This window comes from Sulfuricurvum sp., assembly GCF_030691015.1.
GTDB lineage: Bacteria > Campylobacterota > Campylobacteria > Campylobacterales > Sulfurimonadaceae > Sulfuricurvum.
The window spans coordinates 20,560-35,691 of the sequence record NZ_JAUYFF010000008.1 but is presented as its reverse complement, the minus strand read 5'-3'; the positions used below and the strand labels follow the sequence as shown (position 1 = coordinate 35,691).

The window sequence follows — 15,132 nt, the reverse complement described above, 5'->3', positions numbered from 1 at the left end:
TATCTTTTTAGCGCAATAATTTTTCCTATTTCAACACTTTTGTGTTACTATAATTGTATTAGGCAAAGGTAAGATTTCATGTTTAAGTTTATCATTTTTCTTGCTGTCTCATTTTTCTTACTTCAGGCAGATACTCATCCAAAAAAGTCTATTTTTATCCTGCACTCGTATTCACAGGAGTATGGTTGGACTAAATTACAGCATGAGGGTTTCGTCGACAAGATAGAGAAGGACTCCTCCTCTGCGCTTGAAATTTCTGTCGAATATTTGGATACCAAACGGCTTGCTTTTTCGAAAGAGTATCAAACTTTCTTTGTGGCTTATTTGCAAAAAAAATATAAAAACTATCAACCCGATGCGATTTATGTCACCGATGATAATGCATTGAATTTTTTTGTACATCATAGCGGATCGTTATTTTCGGATGCTCCCCTCTTTTTTTCCGGTATCAATAATATTGCTTTATCACGTTCCCTTGATCCCCATAAATATGCAGGGGTCTATGAAACCAAAGATATTGTCCCCAATATTGAACTTATACGTCAATTCTCACCTCAAACCCGAGATATATGGATTGTGGGAGACGATTCAACAACCTACCGTTCGATTGAAGCGGATATCAGGTCTCAGATTTTTAAATACCCTAACCATACATTTCATTTTATTGCATCCCCACGAATCGATGCTATTAGGGCAAAACTTCCAAAGAGTACTAAATCCTTTGTTGTATTGACAACAATCGGCGGCCTAAGCGATGCAAGCGGGCGAAATTTAACACTGCAAGAGTCGATCGCACAACTGAAACAGAATAAGAATCTTATTTTATGCAGTATGGAAGATGCTTATGTATTCGGGGGTGTTATCGGAGGATATGTCACCAGCGGGAAACTTCAGGGAGAACGTGCGGCAGAACTGGCCATTCGTCATTTAAACGGTGAGCCTTTAAAAGATATTCATTCCGTTCTCAAAAGTCCGAATACTTATATGTTTGACCGCCACTCTTTGGTTGAATCGAGGTTAATACTTTCGGAGTATACGGCGCGTAATGCGATTATTTTATATGAGGATAAAACTTTTTTTGAAAAGTATCAAGGGGTAATTTTAAATTCTATGTTTATCTTTTTTATTTTCTTTTTTATCTTCTTGATCATAGTCTTTTTTCTGTTCATTCAAAAAAATGATCAGTTGAAAAAACTAAAAAAGGAGTTAGATGATACCTCCGCTGAATTATCGAGCGCCCCAAAAAGATTAGATTCGAGTGATGATGTCAATGAATAAAAAAATAATTCTGGGTACTCTTTTTTTCATTCTTTTGATCTTTATCCTTCCCTTGGGACACTCTTTATTATTCGCCGCACACTCTACGGGTAAAATAGAGATTAATCAGAAGATAAATGCTCCTTATTTGCAGAGTTCACAGCAGGAGCTGATGTTGGTATTTTTCGGATACGTAGGATGCGTCAAAGTATGTACGCCGATTTTGCATCAATTGGATGACTTGTATGATTCGAACTCTTTTGAACCGTATAAATCGTCGATCGGATTTAATTTTATCAATCTGATGCCGGAACTGGAGCCTCTCCAACCGGATATTTTCGCTAAGTCATTTAATCCACAGTTCCGCGGAGTCTATCTGCCTCAAAAAGAGTTGATGAACATTGATCGAGAATTGGGCGTGTTTTTTTCTAAAAATCTGACTGCCCCGGGTGAGATAGATCATAGCGACAATTTGTATTTAGTAAAGCGTGAGAAAAATGGTACACTGGTATTAAAATCTATTTATACTATGCACCCTTTGAATCATGACATGCTGATCCATGATATTTCTGAGCTACTAAAGGAAAAATAGTGAGTCATACTACGTTGGAAAATTTGTTCCGATTCCCAAAAGTACCTGAATTTGCCCAGAAAAATTTTACCGAGCATTTTTTGCATGCCGATAAAGTGATGTTGGTTTTGATCGTGATGCAGTGGGTCATTGCCACCTTCATTACCTCGATTAGCTACGGTACCTATCTTTACGGATTTGTGGGGGGAGGGCTGATCACCCTTGTTTTACTCTTGGCATACCGCACCTTCAAGGGTACGCAAGTTATGCGTGCATTGGTAGGGGTAGGGATGATGCTTTTTTCCCTGATTTATATCCAACAACATCTCGGCCGTATCGAGATGCATTTCCATGTATTTATTGCGTTAGCAATCCTTTCACTTTATAAAGATATTGTCCCTATTTTTGTAGCCGCAATCACAACGATTCTTCACCATGGCGTTTTTAATTTTTTGCAGTTGTCTGAAGTATCCCTTTTCGGAATGCCGGTCATGGTATTCAATTACGGATGCGGAATGGATATCGTTATTTTGCACGGTATTTTCGTCGTTGCTGAAGCTTTGGTCATCGGGTACATCGTAAAACTGCAGATTGAATACGGTGTCGAATTGAATCGTTCTGAGAATCAGGTACTTGGGCTCAATGAAGAACTCAGTTTTACCTCGCTCCATGATTCACTGACCGGTTTACCGAACCGTCACAATCTCTATACGCAGCTTAGACTTATGGTGGCCAATGCTAACCGATATGATCGTAAATTTGCGGTGTTGTTTTTGGATTTGGATCATTTTAAAAATATCAACGATACCCTTGGACATAATGTCGGCGATGCACTTTTAAAAGCGGTAGCACGTAAATTAAAATCAATCATTCGTGAAAATGACATTGTCGCACGGATCGGCGGTGATGAATTTATTATTATCTTGAATGATTTTACCGATACGGGGGCGATAGAGCCGGTAATTTCAAAAATTCTCGATATGTTCCATAAAGAGTGGAACATACAAAATCATTTCCTCCGTCTCTCAACCAGTATCGGAGTCGCTATCTATCCGGATGATTCCAAAGAGATTAATGAACTGATGAAATATGCGGATATCGCTATGTACAAAGCCAAAACAGAAGGGAGAGATCAATTTAGCTTCTTTACGGCAACGTTGAATGCCAAGGTACACGAAGAGGTTGATATTGCCAATGATATGCATCGCGCTTTCAATGCAAATGAATTTGAATTGTATTATCAACCCAAAATCCATATAGAGAGCGGAAAGATCATCGGTGCAGAGGCGTTGATTCGATGGAACCATTATGAGAAAGGGCTTATTCCTCCGGATCATTTTATCCATATTGCTGAGAATACAGGATTCATTTTAAAACTGGGGAAATGGGTTATCGAGGAGACTGTACGGGCGATTAAGCGATTGAGTGAGAGTGGATATGAGGATATTCATATCTCCTGTAATGTATCGACACGACAGTTTCAGAACATTAATCTTTATGCGGATATCGAGAATGCTGTTCACGATAGCGGCATTGATGCCAAGCTCTTGGCGATCGAAATTACCGAAAGCGTTATGCTGGAATATCTTGAAGTGACGTTGGAAGTATTAAAAAAGATTAAAAATCTCGGCGTACATATCTGTATGGATGATTTCGGTACCGGATACTCCTCTTTGTCCTATTTGCGCCATTTTCCTATAGACTCGTTAAAGATCGATAAGAGTTTTGTGGATGATATTACTCACAACAGCACGAATGAGCATATTTTGCTCAATACTATTATCGCGATGGGGCAGACGCTAAACTTGAAGGTTGTTGCCGAAGGGGTTGAAGAGATGTATCAGATGGAGTATTTGCGAGATCGCGGATGTGAGTTTTATCAAGGGTACTATTTTTCCAAACCGATTCCGGAGAAATTCTTTTTTGATTTACTCCTAAAAAATTGTGCTTCAAGCGGTACTGATAGGGATTTAATCTAATATCCCTTATAATTCGACAGGTACAACAGGTGATAGCTTGGAACTAGTAATCCCAAGAGGCAAAGTCCGGGCTGCCGTAGGACACGGTTCCATCTAACTGATGGCCATGGTAACATGAGGGATAGTGCAACAGAGAATAGACCGCCTCGCAAGAGGTAAGGGTGAAACGGCGGGGTAAGAGCCCACCAGTCTCTTAGGCAACTAGGAGAGCTATGTAAACCCAACCGCGCAGCAAGAAACAGATGGTTAGCGTCCTACATCGCTATTGTTTCGCTAGAGGCCTAGAGTAATCTAGGCAGTAGATTAATTATCACTTCATCCAGAACCCGGCTTACGTTGTACCTACCTTCATTTTCTGCTACACTCTCATTACATAATTTTTACCAAAGTCTGTTAAATATGAAAGAACATAAACCTTTTAGCATGAGGATATTTGTCTATCCCGCTTTGTTCATATTAGCCGTTGCGGTCTACAAAAACCACACGGCAAACAGTAATGTCATCCCCGTAAATAAGAATGTATCGCAGGTTCAAACGATCACAGTGCCACCGCCTAATGCGATCAAAGTCGGGGAGTTTTATGCACCGTATTACATCGATGAAAACAGCAAGCTCAACACGATCATAGAAAATTTAAAAGAGCGATGCAGTCGTGATGAAGTGTGTGAGGTCACTCAGGCATTTAAGTATGTATCTCAAATACCCTACATACGATCAGAAACGCATAGAACACCTGTCGATGTAATCGTAAAAAACGGTGGTGATTGTGATGAGAAAGCTCAGTTGTTCGCCATGATTCTTATAGAAACGAACCATAACTGCGTAGTAGTGTATACAAAAGATCATGCATTTATAGCGGTAGAGATAGAGAATACATCCAAAATCAATCGAAACAATGCACGGTTAAAAATCGAAAACAAAGACTATTTTTATGCCGAAACAACGGATAAAAATGGATACGTAGGAAAATTTAATGGGGTATATCCTGATGAAATACAAGGGATATATCACATCAATGAAAAAAGAAATATTCCAAAGGAAGAAATAGAATTTCTTTCGCTCTGAGATTAGATTTCTGTCAATCCCCCTTTCTTCATTATCTCAGTAATGCAACGTAGATGCAACACTACGGTACTACAATTAGAGAATATCAATAGGCAAATTATTTTTAATTGAACTTAAATTTTTAGAGTCAATGAATATAACCTTTGCTTCTACTACAAATGTGATATACAATCATGTTATGCATTAGCACAAGCATTAGGAAACCAAAGGGGGAATATGTCTTTTATTGATAAAAGAAAAATTACGTTTGAAGAAAGAGTAGAAGTTTATAAAGCTCTAGGAAATAAAACAAGACTTGAAATTTTCGAACAAATATTATCGAACGGTGATAAAAGCGTTCATGAAAACGGGATGATGTGTATCACCGATATCGCTTCATTGTTTACCTATTCTATGCCAACTATTTCGGCACATGTTGACATACTCAGAAAAGCCGGTTTGATCAAGAGTTATAAAGAAGGAAAAAAGATTTATGTCGATGTCGATATCGAAAAATGCAAAAAGCAATATGACGCATTTAGTAGTTTGATTTTGTCTTATGAAGAAAAAAAATTGAAACAAGACGTAATGTAAGTGTGATTTTCAAAAAAACCTACTTAACCCCGCGCCTCTAAAAATACCAAAAAATACCAAAAAAGTTACTATTCTATTACATTAAGTCAATTAGCTAACTAATTAAGTGATAATTTTCATTCCTTTTGATATGCTACAAATCAAATTTACTCATAGGCCCTATATGCAAAATATCTTTATCGGAAGACAACCTATTATTGACTTGAACGGAGATATCCACGGTTATGAATTATTGTTCCGTCATAGTTTCGATAATTATGCCCCCACAATTTCCTGCAATACACAGGCTACTTGTCGTGTTTTAGTCAATTCGCTCAATAACTTCGGTTCACGAAAACTTCTTGGAAAACATTACGGCTTTATTAATATCGATCATACTTTTTTTGAAACTCCTCTTTTTAGTGCGATACCGGCTGATAAATTTGTATTGGAAATTTTAGAGAATACTCTTGTTAATGATGTATTTGTGTCTAAAGTAAAAATCCTCAAAGAGCAAGGGTACACATTCGCATTGGATGATATGGATCTTAGTGAAGAGATGATTGAACGTTTTGAACCTCTCTTTGAGTATTTGTCCTATGTAAAAATCGATTTATTCTCTGCTACCAAAGAAAAAATACATGAAAAAATAAATTTATTTGAAGCGTATGATGAGATTAAACTGCTTGCAGAAAAAGTAGAAACAATCGAGGAGTACGAGTATTACAAAAAACTTGGATTTACCTATTTTCAAGGCTACTTTTACGAAAAGCCTACAGTGTTTGCACAAAAAAGATTTGATCCGTCTCATAGAGTCCTCTTAGAGGTTATTGCGCTGATAGATGCCAATGCGGATATGAAAGAGTTGGAAGCAAAACTTTTAAATTGTCCCCATTTGATTATGAATCTTTTGAAATACATTAACTCGGTTGAAGTAGGGATTAAGGAGCCGATTTCCTCTCTTCGGCATGCGATGTCGTTGCTCGGACAACAATCGTTAAAACAGTGGATTTTGTTATTTCTCTATGCGGATGCTACAGGATCAATGTTTTCAGAACCCATACATTTATCGGCGCTGTTTCGTGCAAAAATGATGAGCTGCTTAGTATCGTGTACCGCTATATCAATGCATGAAGAGGCATTTTTAACGGGATTGCTTTCATTGTTTGACGTCATGTTCGGATTGCCTATGAAAGAGGTACTTTCCGGTGTTAATCTGGATGATTCTATTTTATCCGCATTAATCAATAAAGAAGGGACACTGGGAGAGATGCTTGATCTGGTCATATCGATTGAGGAAGAAAATTTTTCAAATGTTCAAGCTAAGATAACAAAATTGGGTATTGACGAAGATAAATTAAGTGCGATAGCGACGGAGAGCTATAACTGGTCAAATGATTTTTATGAAGAACATATTGCGACATAATTTTATCATCCGCATGTAAAGTAATAATACGTATGTATGCACCTGAGATATAATGCTGCACATATAAATTAAACGAGGACTTCATAATGGATGAAAAAATAGTAATAGAACTCCAACAGTATATCGCGCAGGTTGTCGGGGATCATACGGCAAAAATGGCGTTGGCACTAAACAACTATGTCCTCGACACCTCCGCATCAACAGCGATCTACGCTATCGAAAAGTCAACAGGTAACAAACTTTCCAACGATGAAAAAGATAAAATTCTCGCTTCTATTATGAGTGCGATGGATGGAAAGCTCGAATTGTATATCCAACAAGCATACGGCGCCGAGTGATTTCTTACTATTGAGGTAATTTCCTCCTATCGGTTTTTAGGAATGAATTTTGCTTATATTCAGCATATTTTTCGTTCAAGGAACTCTTATGGGAATTGCTTTCTACAGTGTTTATTCGGCAATATTTGAATATATTGAGATTTTTGGCGAAGTATGGGCTGATAGACTTTTTTAGAATATCAAGATAATACCGAGGCAGATCAGGATGGATTTTACGATTAAAGAGAGTACCTTGGGTGTGGATTCTCCGATCATTAAGCCTAATCACGAGTTTTTTAATCAAGTAGGGGAAGAGCGTTTTCGCCAGCTGGTGGACGATCACTATGAAAATATCGCTCACAGTGATATTGCTTTTATGTTTCCGGTTGAGTATGAAGATGAGTTTGAAAAGGTCAAGAAGCACGCAGCCGATTTTTTCATACAGATTTGCGGCGGTCCCGATTATTTTGCGCAAACCCGTGGTGATCCGAGGATGCTGTCGCGTCATCAACGTTTTCGGATTGATGAGAGAGGGCGTCAGATTTGGCTGAACTCTTTTGCCACCCTTTTACCTCATTTGCAAGAGGAGGGGATATCCCCTGAACATATCCAATCGTTTTGGAACTATCTGGAGCGTTTTTCGAGTCTCCTCGTGAATATCCCAACCCCTAAAGTGTAATTATTTTTTTCTCCATAAACTGTGCGGTCGCTTCCAAAACGACTCGAGCGGCTTTCCGATATGGATCTCTTCATAATACTCTTTTTCATGAGCACTCATCGCATCACGAATTGCATTGACAGTCCGTTTTTGCTCTTCAATCGGTGCGGCGAGAACGCAGTACTCTCCATCGGTGAGTTCGTCATTAAATCGCTTCTCATCAAATGTTTTTCCCAAATACTGAACTACGTAGCGAAGATCACGTTCGGCATTGCCCAGACAGCTCGTTGCACCGGGGGAGGGGGTCATATTGAAAATTATCCCCTCTCCCGTGTTGATAGAGGCTTCCCCCAGCATCAGTTTGCGTTGATTTTTGTCGATTACCTGCGGACGTACCCCTCCGAATCCGTGGGCATATTCAAATTCATCAAGACGGAGGGAAGGGACTATTTTGCGGGCATCGTGTAAAAAAAGACGTTTGTTAATGTAGGGAATTTCAAAGAGAAAATTTCGGAAGATGTAGTTGCGGATATCACTTTCTCTTAGGAGTTTCCATAAGGCACTTAGGACATTAAAATCGAGTCTGAGGGTTTTCCAAAAATCGAGATAGGTTCCTTTGGTGAATCGCTCGAGCTTAGGGAGGACGAGGGCGGTCGGACCGAAGCGGGTATTTCCCTCTGCTAGAATATCGGGGTCGCCGTGAAGTGCGGCAAAGGGGAGTTTAGGATTTTGGATCATATAGACTTTGCCGTTGAGAAGATGTTGTGAAGTGAGATAGAAACTTCCCGCAACCGGTAGGCAAGAATAATCAAGGCCATGACCGATGGAATGTGCCAGATAGAGGCTGTGCGCTCCCGCATCGACAACCACGAAATCGGCGGTATAGATTCTTTCTTTGGTTTGGACACTGTACCCGCGGGTAGGATTCTTCTCGATACGGATTACGGGTGTGTTTAAAAAGAGGTCGACGGTCGTGTCCGGTTCATTTTTGGCATTGGTGATAAACGATTGCGCCATTTTTCCATAATCCACCGTCGTCCACTGATCCTTGGCGCCGATTCCGACGATGGTTTCGGGTCGTTCTTCTCCATGTTCATCGAATACGACACGGGGCTCGATTTTTTTAAGTTCCTCTTTATCCCACACTTCAAGGTAGGGGAATAGCTCGGAAAACTCCTCATAGCGGTTCAAGAGAAATTCCACCTCTTCTTCACCGATTCCGAGTGCCATTTTTTGGTGAGAAAAAAGGATACTGTTTTGGTAGCCGTACTGAAGGCAATATTTTTCGACCATTTTGGCGGTTCGCTTTGTGATGGCCGCTTTTGCAAGGGTATAGTTGGTTTCGATATCCCCCACATGGATGGTTTGGGAATTGGCGGTTCCTTTGGAGTTTAGTGTGGCGATGGATCCGTATTTTTCAACCAGAGCAATATTTGCAATATCGGTATAACGTGCCAACTCATAGACGAGAGCGCATCCCGATATGCCTCCTCCGACGATCAATACATCATAATGGTGTTTAGTCATGAAACTCTTTCATTCTCAGGGGATTTTTTTAACAACCTAATTTTAAAACATGCACCGTCATTACTGTTGTACGCTTCAATGACGCCGTGGAGATGGTCTTCGATAATCATTTTGCTCATATACAATCCCAATCCCGTACCTGTCTTCTCATCTTTTGTCGTGAAATACGGATCGAACAGTTTCGGAAGAATGGATTCACTGATTCCCCCTCCGTTGTCACAAATGGAGGTATTGATATACATCTCATCCTCATCGACACAGATATCAATAAGGGGATCTTTCGTCTGTTTAGAGAGTAATACATCTTTGGCATTGTTGATAATATTGACAAATACCTGCATCAGTTCCCGCGAGTATGCGTCCACCTTTGTATCGGTTAGATAGGAGGTTTTGATCTGGATTCCATTGTTTGTGAGGCTATCTTTGACAATGGTGAAAGTCTCCTCTAGGATCTCTCTGAGATTGACGGTTGAGACCGATTTATCGGGTTTGAAAAAATTTCTGAAATCATCGATAGTTTTGGAAAGGTGCTGCGTTTGATCCAATATATCTTCCGCATATGCGGTAGCGGATGTGTTATCAAATGACTCTAGCGCAATATCCAGTAATATGTTATTGGCGTTCATCGCGATACCGGAGATAGGCTGTCGCCATTGGTGCGCTATCATGCCTATCATCTCACCCATAGCCGCGTGGCGTGATTGTGCCATCATCAGCTGGTCTTTTCTCTTTAATTCGGTAATATCCATAGCCGTGGTGACGACCGTTCGTTTCCCATCAATAATTCCCAGCGGGGCTGAACTAAACTGCCAAATAAGGGTATTCCCCTCTTTGGTTGTCACCGATGCTTCTCCCATATCAATTTTGTGTTCCAAAGAGTACAGCTTGTCCATATACTCGCGCATAAGAGGTTTGTCTGTATCACATGCTTTGTTAGCCCATTTCTCTACGGTATCGATCTCCTCGAAGGTATAACCGCTGAGAGATTGCCATACACGGTTAACCATAATCACTTCGCCAGCTTCATTATGAAGCATGATAGGATTAGGTGCCTCTTGCAAGATTGTCTCCAGCTCTTTTTTCTTTTGCGTTAATGCCTCTTCTGCAATTCTTTGTTCCGTAACATCAGCAGAATTTCCGACTAATCCTAAAAGGGCACCTGCGGAATTGACGAGAGGTGATTTAACGGTAAACAGATAAACTTGCTTACCATCAGGATAGGTCACCCATTCGAAATTGGATTTGCTTGTATTCTCTTCAAACATTTTTACATCATGGATGCGAAAGAAATCGGCAACCTCTTTGTCAAATATCTCGTAGTCACTTTTTCCGATGATTTCATGGTTGGCTTTTCCGACAAACTTTTCGAATGCCTGATTACACACGGTATAGGTAAAGTTTATGTCTTTAACAAAAATAATATTATCGACACTGTCAATAATGTTTTCATAGAGCTCTTTAAAGTAACTAAGCGATTTTTCTTGCTCCATAAGGTGTTCTTGTGTTTCAAAATTATGAAGGGCATACGAGATATCACCGGCAACTTCCTCTAAGAGTGAAATTTCCTCTTTATCATGAATGTAGGCTTCATTAACGGAGAGAGAGATGTTTCCGTATACTTTGTCGTTATATTTTAGCTGAATACTTAATGCCCCTTTAGTCTGGTATCTATCGCTTAGTGGGCATTCCGGACAGCTTTGCTTTGTGTTTCTGATCAATAAATACCCTTCTTTTTGGTCAGCTACATTTTGAATACAAGGGGGTATCCATCCGCTCTCAATTTTCGTTTTAAATCCGGTGAAATTTCCCGACGCATCCGCACTGGCAATCGTGTCGATGCCTTTGTTCTCATCGTAGAGGACAATCAACGCATTGCCGTAGACGTGGTTAGAGACTAAAATATTACAGCTCTCCTGAATCAGTGTCTTTCTGCTTTTAACACGTACAATGAGTTGGTTGATGGCTCTGATAACAGAGAGAACACCCGTTAAATGGTCATTTTTAGCCGTATAGTTTGAAATCCTCCGGACGGTAAAATAGGCTAAAAAAGCATACAAAGTTAAAAATAAACTTCCTAGAACGATGACAGTAATCGATAACTTTTGATACATAGCATCTGAATTGTTTTTGAACTCAATGGCTCTTTTGTAGGCATGAAGATAAAGGTTTTGACTCGATTGTTCAAGTTTTAACACATGGTCGGCACCTTTATTCTTAGTAATGGCAATAGCTTTTGTTTGCTCACCGTTTTGTGCCAATCGAATCACTTCACTGCGAATCGGTTTCCACTCTCGAAACAACCTTTCCATCTGGTTGACAAGTTCTTTTCCTTCATCACTTTGGGTGTGGAGTCGGATACTGGCGAGATTACTGTAGACATGTTGTTCATGTTTGTCGACTTGATTGATATATCTTTGCAGCTCTGCATCGGATTGAGCTAAAATAATATCTTTCATATCCCGGTGCATTTTAAAGACTTCGGATTTGACTGCCAGTGCCGACATAGATACTTGAAAGGGACGATCATACATTGCATTGGTAATGCCATTCATAATGCGTAATTGATACAGCCCAAACAATTGAGAAAATGCTGTCAAAATAGCCAGTATGATAAAGATAATAATGATAAATCGGGTCTCAGTTCTGTTCTGTTTTGGATATTTCATTAGGATTCCTATCGGGTGAGCTTTCAATTTAATGAAAACATTAAACGCATTAGTATAGCAGGGGTTACAAAAAATGTTTTCAATCCTCATTTTTAAGCTATAGTTATAGAACGTTTTTGCTGCTATAGGAGATTTCCCTTGGATACTGTTACACTTACCGATAATCGCACCGGAAAAAGCTATGAATTCTCTATCCTTCACCCTACAGTGGGTCCTGATGTCATTGATGTACGCTCCCTCTACAAAGAGACGGGGATGTTTACGTATGATCCCGGGTTTACCTCTACGGCCAGTTGCAGCTCTTCCATCACCTATATTGACGGTGAAAAGGGGGAACTACTTTACCGTGGATACAATATTAGTGATTTGGCGACAAAAAAGAGCTATCTGGACGTTGCCTATCTCCTTTTGGTAGGGAAACTGCCGAATGAAAAAGAGCGGGCGGAGTTCGATATTGAGCTTCGAAAACGCTCCTTTGTCCATGAAGGATTAAAACGCCTTTTTGACGCCTTCCCCGACAAAGCTCATCCGATGGCAATGATGTCATCGGCGGTTTCGGCTCTTTCAACCTTTTATTTTGAACATCTCAATGTTACAACGGCGGATGAAGCGCAGATCATGGCACGCCGTATTATCGCCAAGATTCCTACTCTGGCGGCGTTTACCCATCGCCGAATGTTCGGCATACCCTATATATATCCCGATATTGAACGCCCCTTTACGGAGAATTTTCTCTATATGATGCGTGCCTATCCGGGTGAGAATCTCGAAATTCGTGATGTTGAGGTAAAAGCTCTTGATACGATCTTTACCCTCCATGCCGATCATGAACAAAATGCCTCAACCTCTACCGTACGGGCTGTCGCTTCAACGGGAGCGCACCCGTATGCATCGTTATCCGCCGGAATCAATGCACTCTGGGGAAGGGCGCATGGCGGAGCAAATGAGTCAGTGATCGCTCAACTCGAATACATAGGAAGTGTGGATAACGTGGATGAGTTTATCGCACGTGCGAAAGACCCGAACGATGAGTTCAAACTGATGGGATTCGGTCATCGGGTCTATAAAAACTTTGACCCCCGAGCCAAGATTCTCAAAAATCTCCTTGATCAGCTGAAAGATGAACTCGGGGTTAATAACGATTTATTGAAGATAGCGGAGAAGATTGAACAAATCGCATTAGCGGATGAGTATTTTATTCAGCGTAAACTCTATCCCAATATCGATTTTTATTCCGGTCTTATTTTGACGGCACTTAAAATTCCGAAATCGATGTTTACGATTATCTTTGTCATCGGTCGCTCTGTCGGATGGGTCACCCAATGGATCGAATTGAATAACGATCACGAAATGAAAATTGCGCGCCCACGGCAGCGCTACATCGGAGAAGTGAAAAAAGGTCTCTAAATAATTTGCTATAATAAGAAACTTTATATTTGACTGGAGCTTTAATGGAGTGTGAATTCCCCACTGTCAATGCTACGAATGATGAAATTAAAACGATTTTGGATGAGGTAAAAACGATTGCGGTTTTGGGTCTCTCCCCCGATGCGACAAAAGACAGCTACCGTGTAGCGGAATATCTCAAAAGCGTCGGATACACGATTATTCCCGTATATCCGAAAGAAGAGAGTATTTTAGGGGAAAAAGTGTACCGCAGTCTTGCCGAAATCCCCGGGAAGGTCGATATGGTTAATATCTTCCGTAAGCCTGATGCACTGAATGCGATTGCCGATGCGTGTATCGAGCGGGGCGATATTAAAGTCTTTTGGGCACAAAAAGGGATTGTCAATAATGAAGCGGCTGAACGTGTCCGCAATGCGGGGATGAAAGTAGTTCAGAACCATTGTTCGATGGTAGAACATCGAATCAGTCGCAGTTAAAGGGAAAGTTTGATCGATTTAAAAACGATATACGAAGCACGTGAACGTATTAAAGATGTTATTGTAAAAACAACCTTTTCGCATGCTCCTAGACTTAGTGAGGAATCAGGATGTCAGGTCTATCTCAAAAAAGAGAATCTGCAAGTCACGGGGGCGTTTAAAATTCGTGGGGCATACAATAAAATTGCCTCTCTGAGCCAAGAAGAGCGTGATCGTGGAGTTATTGCGGCCAGTGCGGGTAACCATGCGCAAGGGGTTGCGATGGCGGCTCAAATGTTTGGAGCGCGAGCGCTCATCGTTATGCCCGAATCGACACCGTTGACCAAAATTAACGGCGTCAGCTATTACGGTGCCGAAGTTATTTTGGCGGGCAGCAATTACGATGAAGCGTATGCGTATGCAGCCCGTTACGGTGAAGAACATGCAATGGTGTTTGTCCATCCGTTTGCCGATGAAGCGGTGATGGCGGGGCAGGGGACGATAGCGATTGAAATGCTTGAATGTATGGACGATCTCGACGCTATCGTGATCCCTGTGGGCGGTGGCGGACTCATTTCGGGGATGGCATCGGCGATCAAAGCGCTCTCCCCTCATATCCGTGTGATCGGTGTCGGTGCGGCAGGTGCTCCTGCCATGCGTGAATCGTATGAGGCCAAAAGGGTGATTGACAGTTTGGCGGTACGTACTATTGCCGATGGCATCGCGGTGCGAGATGCTTCGCCGGTTACCCTCTCTCATATACTTGAATCGGTTGATGAGTTTGTCAGCGTTGATGATGAAGAGATCGCCAATGCTATTTTATTTTTGCTGGAGCGGCAAAAACTGGTGGTAGAAGGGGCCGGAGCTGCCGGAGTAGCGGCACTGTTACATCACAAGTTAGAGCATTTGCGGGATAAAAAAGTGGGAGTTGTCCTCAGCGGCGGGAATATGGATGTGACATTGCTCTCCATTATTATCGAAAAAGGGCTTATTAAATCGGGTCGTAAGATGAAACTTACCGTCACATTGGTGGACAAACCGGGCGCCCTGATGCAGCTCACCCGTATGCTGCAGGATCTTAATGCCAATATCGTCCATATCGCTTATGATCGTACCTCTACGACGCTCGCGTATGGGGATGCAAACGTCATGATCCATTTGGAAACAAAAGGGCAAGCGCATCAGTCTCAAATTCGTGACTTACTGAAAGAACACCGCTATCTCAGTAGTGAAGAACATTGAGGAAATAGTG

Annotated in this window: 13 protein-coding genes and 1 other RNA gene; 12 read left to right on the top strand and 2 right to left on the bottom strand. The window is 41.0% G+C overall.

From position 1 onward, the window contains the following. Positions 1-78 precede the first annotated feature (78 nt). The 9 genes from Q8O20_RS06570 to Q8O20_RS06530 all read left to right on the top strand — a co-directional run bounded on the left by Q8O20_RS06570 (position 79) and on the right by Q8O20_RS06530 (position 7,846). Positions 79-1,278, top strand: a complete 1,200-nt coding sequence (locus tag Q8O20_RS06570) for an ABC transporter substrate-binding protein (protein WP_305530514.1) — start codon at positions 79-81, stop codon at positions 1,276-1,278. After that, positions 1,271-1,849, top strand: a complete 579-nt coding sequence (locus Q8O20_RS06565; protein ID WP_305530513.1) for an SCO family protein — start codon at positions 1,271-1,273, stop codon at positions 1,847-1,849. Before Q8O20_RS06570 ends, Q8O20_RS06565 begins: the two co-directional genes overlap by 8 nt. Continuing rightward, entirely contained in the window at positions 1,849-3,807 is a 1,959-nt protein-coding gene (locus Q8O20_RS06560; protein WP_305530512.1) for a bifunctional diguanylate cyclase/phosphodiesterase, read from the top strand. The genes Q8O20_RS06565 and Q8O20_RS06560 overlap by 1 nt, the downstream gene beginning before the upstream one ends. Before the next feature lie 17 nt (positions 3,808-3,824). After that, an RNA gene (gene rnpB, locus Q8O20_RS06555) (RNase P RNA component class A) lies at positions 3,825-4,156 on the top strand. A 50-nt stretch (positions 4,157-4,206) separates the two neighbouring features. After that, positions 4,207-4,872: a hypothetical protein gene (locus Q8O20_RS06550; RefSeq protein WP_305530511.1), complete on the top strand. Its 666-nt coding sequence runs from the start codon at positions 4,207-4,209 to the stop codon at positions 4,870-4,872. 216 nt (positions 4,873-5,088) lie between these two features. After that, positions 5,089-5,445 carry a helix-turn-helix transcriptional regulator gene (locus Q8O20_RS06545; protein ID WP_305530510.1) on the top strand — a complete coding sequence of 119 codons (357 nt, stop codon included), beginning with the start codon at positions 5,089-5,091 and terminating at the stop codon, positions 5,443-5,445. Positions 5,446-5,608: 163 nt separating this feature from the next. Then, positions 5,609-6,850, top strand: coding sequence for an EAL and HDOD domain-containing protein (locus tag Q8O20_RS06540; RefSeq protein WP_305530509.1), 1,242 nt, complete (start codon positions 5,609-5,611; stop codon positions 6,848-6,850). An 86-nt stretch (positions 6,851-6,936) separates the two neighbouring features. Next, on the top strand, positions 6,937-7,188 hold the full coding sequence (locus tag Q8O20_RS06535; RefSeq protein ID WP_305530508.1) for a hypothetical protein: 252 nt from the start codon (positions 6,937-6,939) through the stop codon (positions 7,186-7,188). A gap of 205 nt (positions 7,189-7,393) precedes the next feature. Then, positions 7,394-7,846, top strand: a complete 453-nt coding sequence (locus tag Q8O20_RS06530; protein ID WP_305530507.1) for a globin — start codon at positions 7,394-7,396, stop codon at positions 7,844-7,846. On the opposite strand, the gene Q8O20_RS06525 is transcribed toward Q8O20_RS06530, so the two are convergent. Both Q8O20_RS06525 and Q8O20_RS06520 read right to left on the bottom strand, forming a co-directional pair. Beyond that, positions 7,847-9,352, bottom strand: a complete 1,506-nt coding sequence (locus Q8O20_RS06525; RefSeq protein ID WP_305530506.1) for an FAD-dependent oxidoreductase — start codon at positions 9,350-9,352, stop codon at positions 7,847-7,849. It lies immediately after the preceding gene. Beyond that, positions 9,349-12,018, bottom strand: coding sequence for a PAS domain S-box protein (locus tag Q8O20_RS06520; RefSeq protein WP_305530505.1), 2,670 nt, complete (start codon positions 12,016-12,018; stop codon positions 9,349-9,351). The genes Q8O20_RS06525 and Q8O20_RS06520 overlap by 4 nt, the downstream gene beginning before the upstream one ends. Before the next feature lie 138 nt (positions 12,019-12,156). Here Q8O20_RS06520 and Q8O20_RS06515 point away from each other — a divergent pair, with 138 nt between their 5' ends. Genes Q8O20_RS06515 through ilvA form a run of 3 tightly spaced genes read left to right on the top strand, consistent with a single transcriptional unit; the run spans position 12,157 to position 15,122 of the window. Continuing rightward, entirely contained in the window at positions 12,157-13,425 is a 1,269-nt protein-coding gene (locus tag Q8O20_RS06515; RefSeq protein ID WP_305530504.1) for a citrate synthase, read from the top strand. Positions 13,426-13,469: 44 nt separating this feature from the next. Then, complete coding sequence (locus tag Q8O20_RS06510) at positions 13,470-13,901, top strand: CoA-binding protein (RefSeq protein WP_304742107.1); 432 nt, start codon at positions 13,470-13,472, stop codon at positions 13,899-13,901. 9 nt (positions 13,902-13,910) lie between these two features. Then, entirely contained in the window at positions 13,911-15,122 is a 1,212-nt protein-coding gene (gene ilvA, locus Q8O20_RS06505; protein WP_305530503.1) for a threonine ammonia-lyase, read from the top strand. Positions 15,123-15,132: the final 10 nt, after the last annotated feature.

Bases quoted from the DNA above. Each gene is read 5' to 3' on its own strand.
- Q8O20_RS06570 (WP_305530514.1), top strand. From the start codon at position 79: ATGTTTAAGTTTATCATTTTTCTTGCTGTCTCATTTTTCTTACTTCAG.
- Q8O20_RS06565 (WP_305530513.1), top strand. From the start codon at position 1,271: ATGAATAAAAAAATAATTCTGGGTACTCTTTTTTTCATTCTTTTGATC.
- Q8O20_RS06550 (WP_305530511.1), top strand. From the start codon at position 4,207: ATGAAAGAACATAAACCTTTTAGCATGAGGATATTTGTCTATCCCGCT.
- Q8O20_RS06545 (WP_305530510.1), top strand. From the start codon at position 5,089: ATGTCTTTTATTGATAAAAGAAAAATTACGTTTGAAGAAAGAGTAGAA.
- Q8O20_RS06540 (WP_305530509.1), top strand. From the start codon at position 5,609: ATGCAAAATATCTTTATCGGAAGACAACCTATTATTGACTTGAACGGA.
- Q8O20_RS06535 (WP_305530508.1), top strand. From the start codon at position 6,937: ATGGATGAAAAAATAGTAATAGAACTCCAACAGTATATCGCGCAGGTT.
- Q8O20_RS06530 (WP_305530507.1), top strand. From the start codon at position 7,394: ATGGATTTTACGATTAAAGAGAGTACCTTGGGTGTGGATTCTCCGATC.
- Q8O20_RS06525 (WP_305530506.1), bottom strand. From the start codon at position 9,352: ATGACTAAACACCATTATGATGTATTGATCGTCGGAGGAGGCATATCG.
- Q8O20_RS06520 (WP_305530505.1), bottom strand. From the start codon at position 12,018: ATGAAATATCCAAAACAGAACAGAACTGAGACCCGATTTATCATTATT.
- Q8O20_RS06510 (WP_304742107.1), top strand. From the start codon at position 13,470: ATGGAGTGTGAATTCCCCACTGTCAATGCTACGAATGATGAAATTAAA.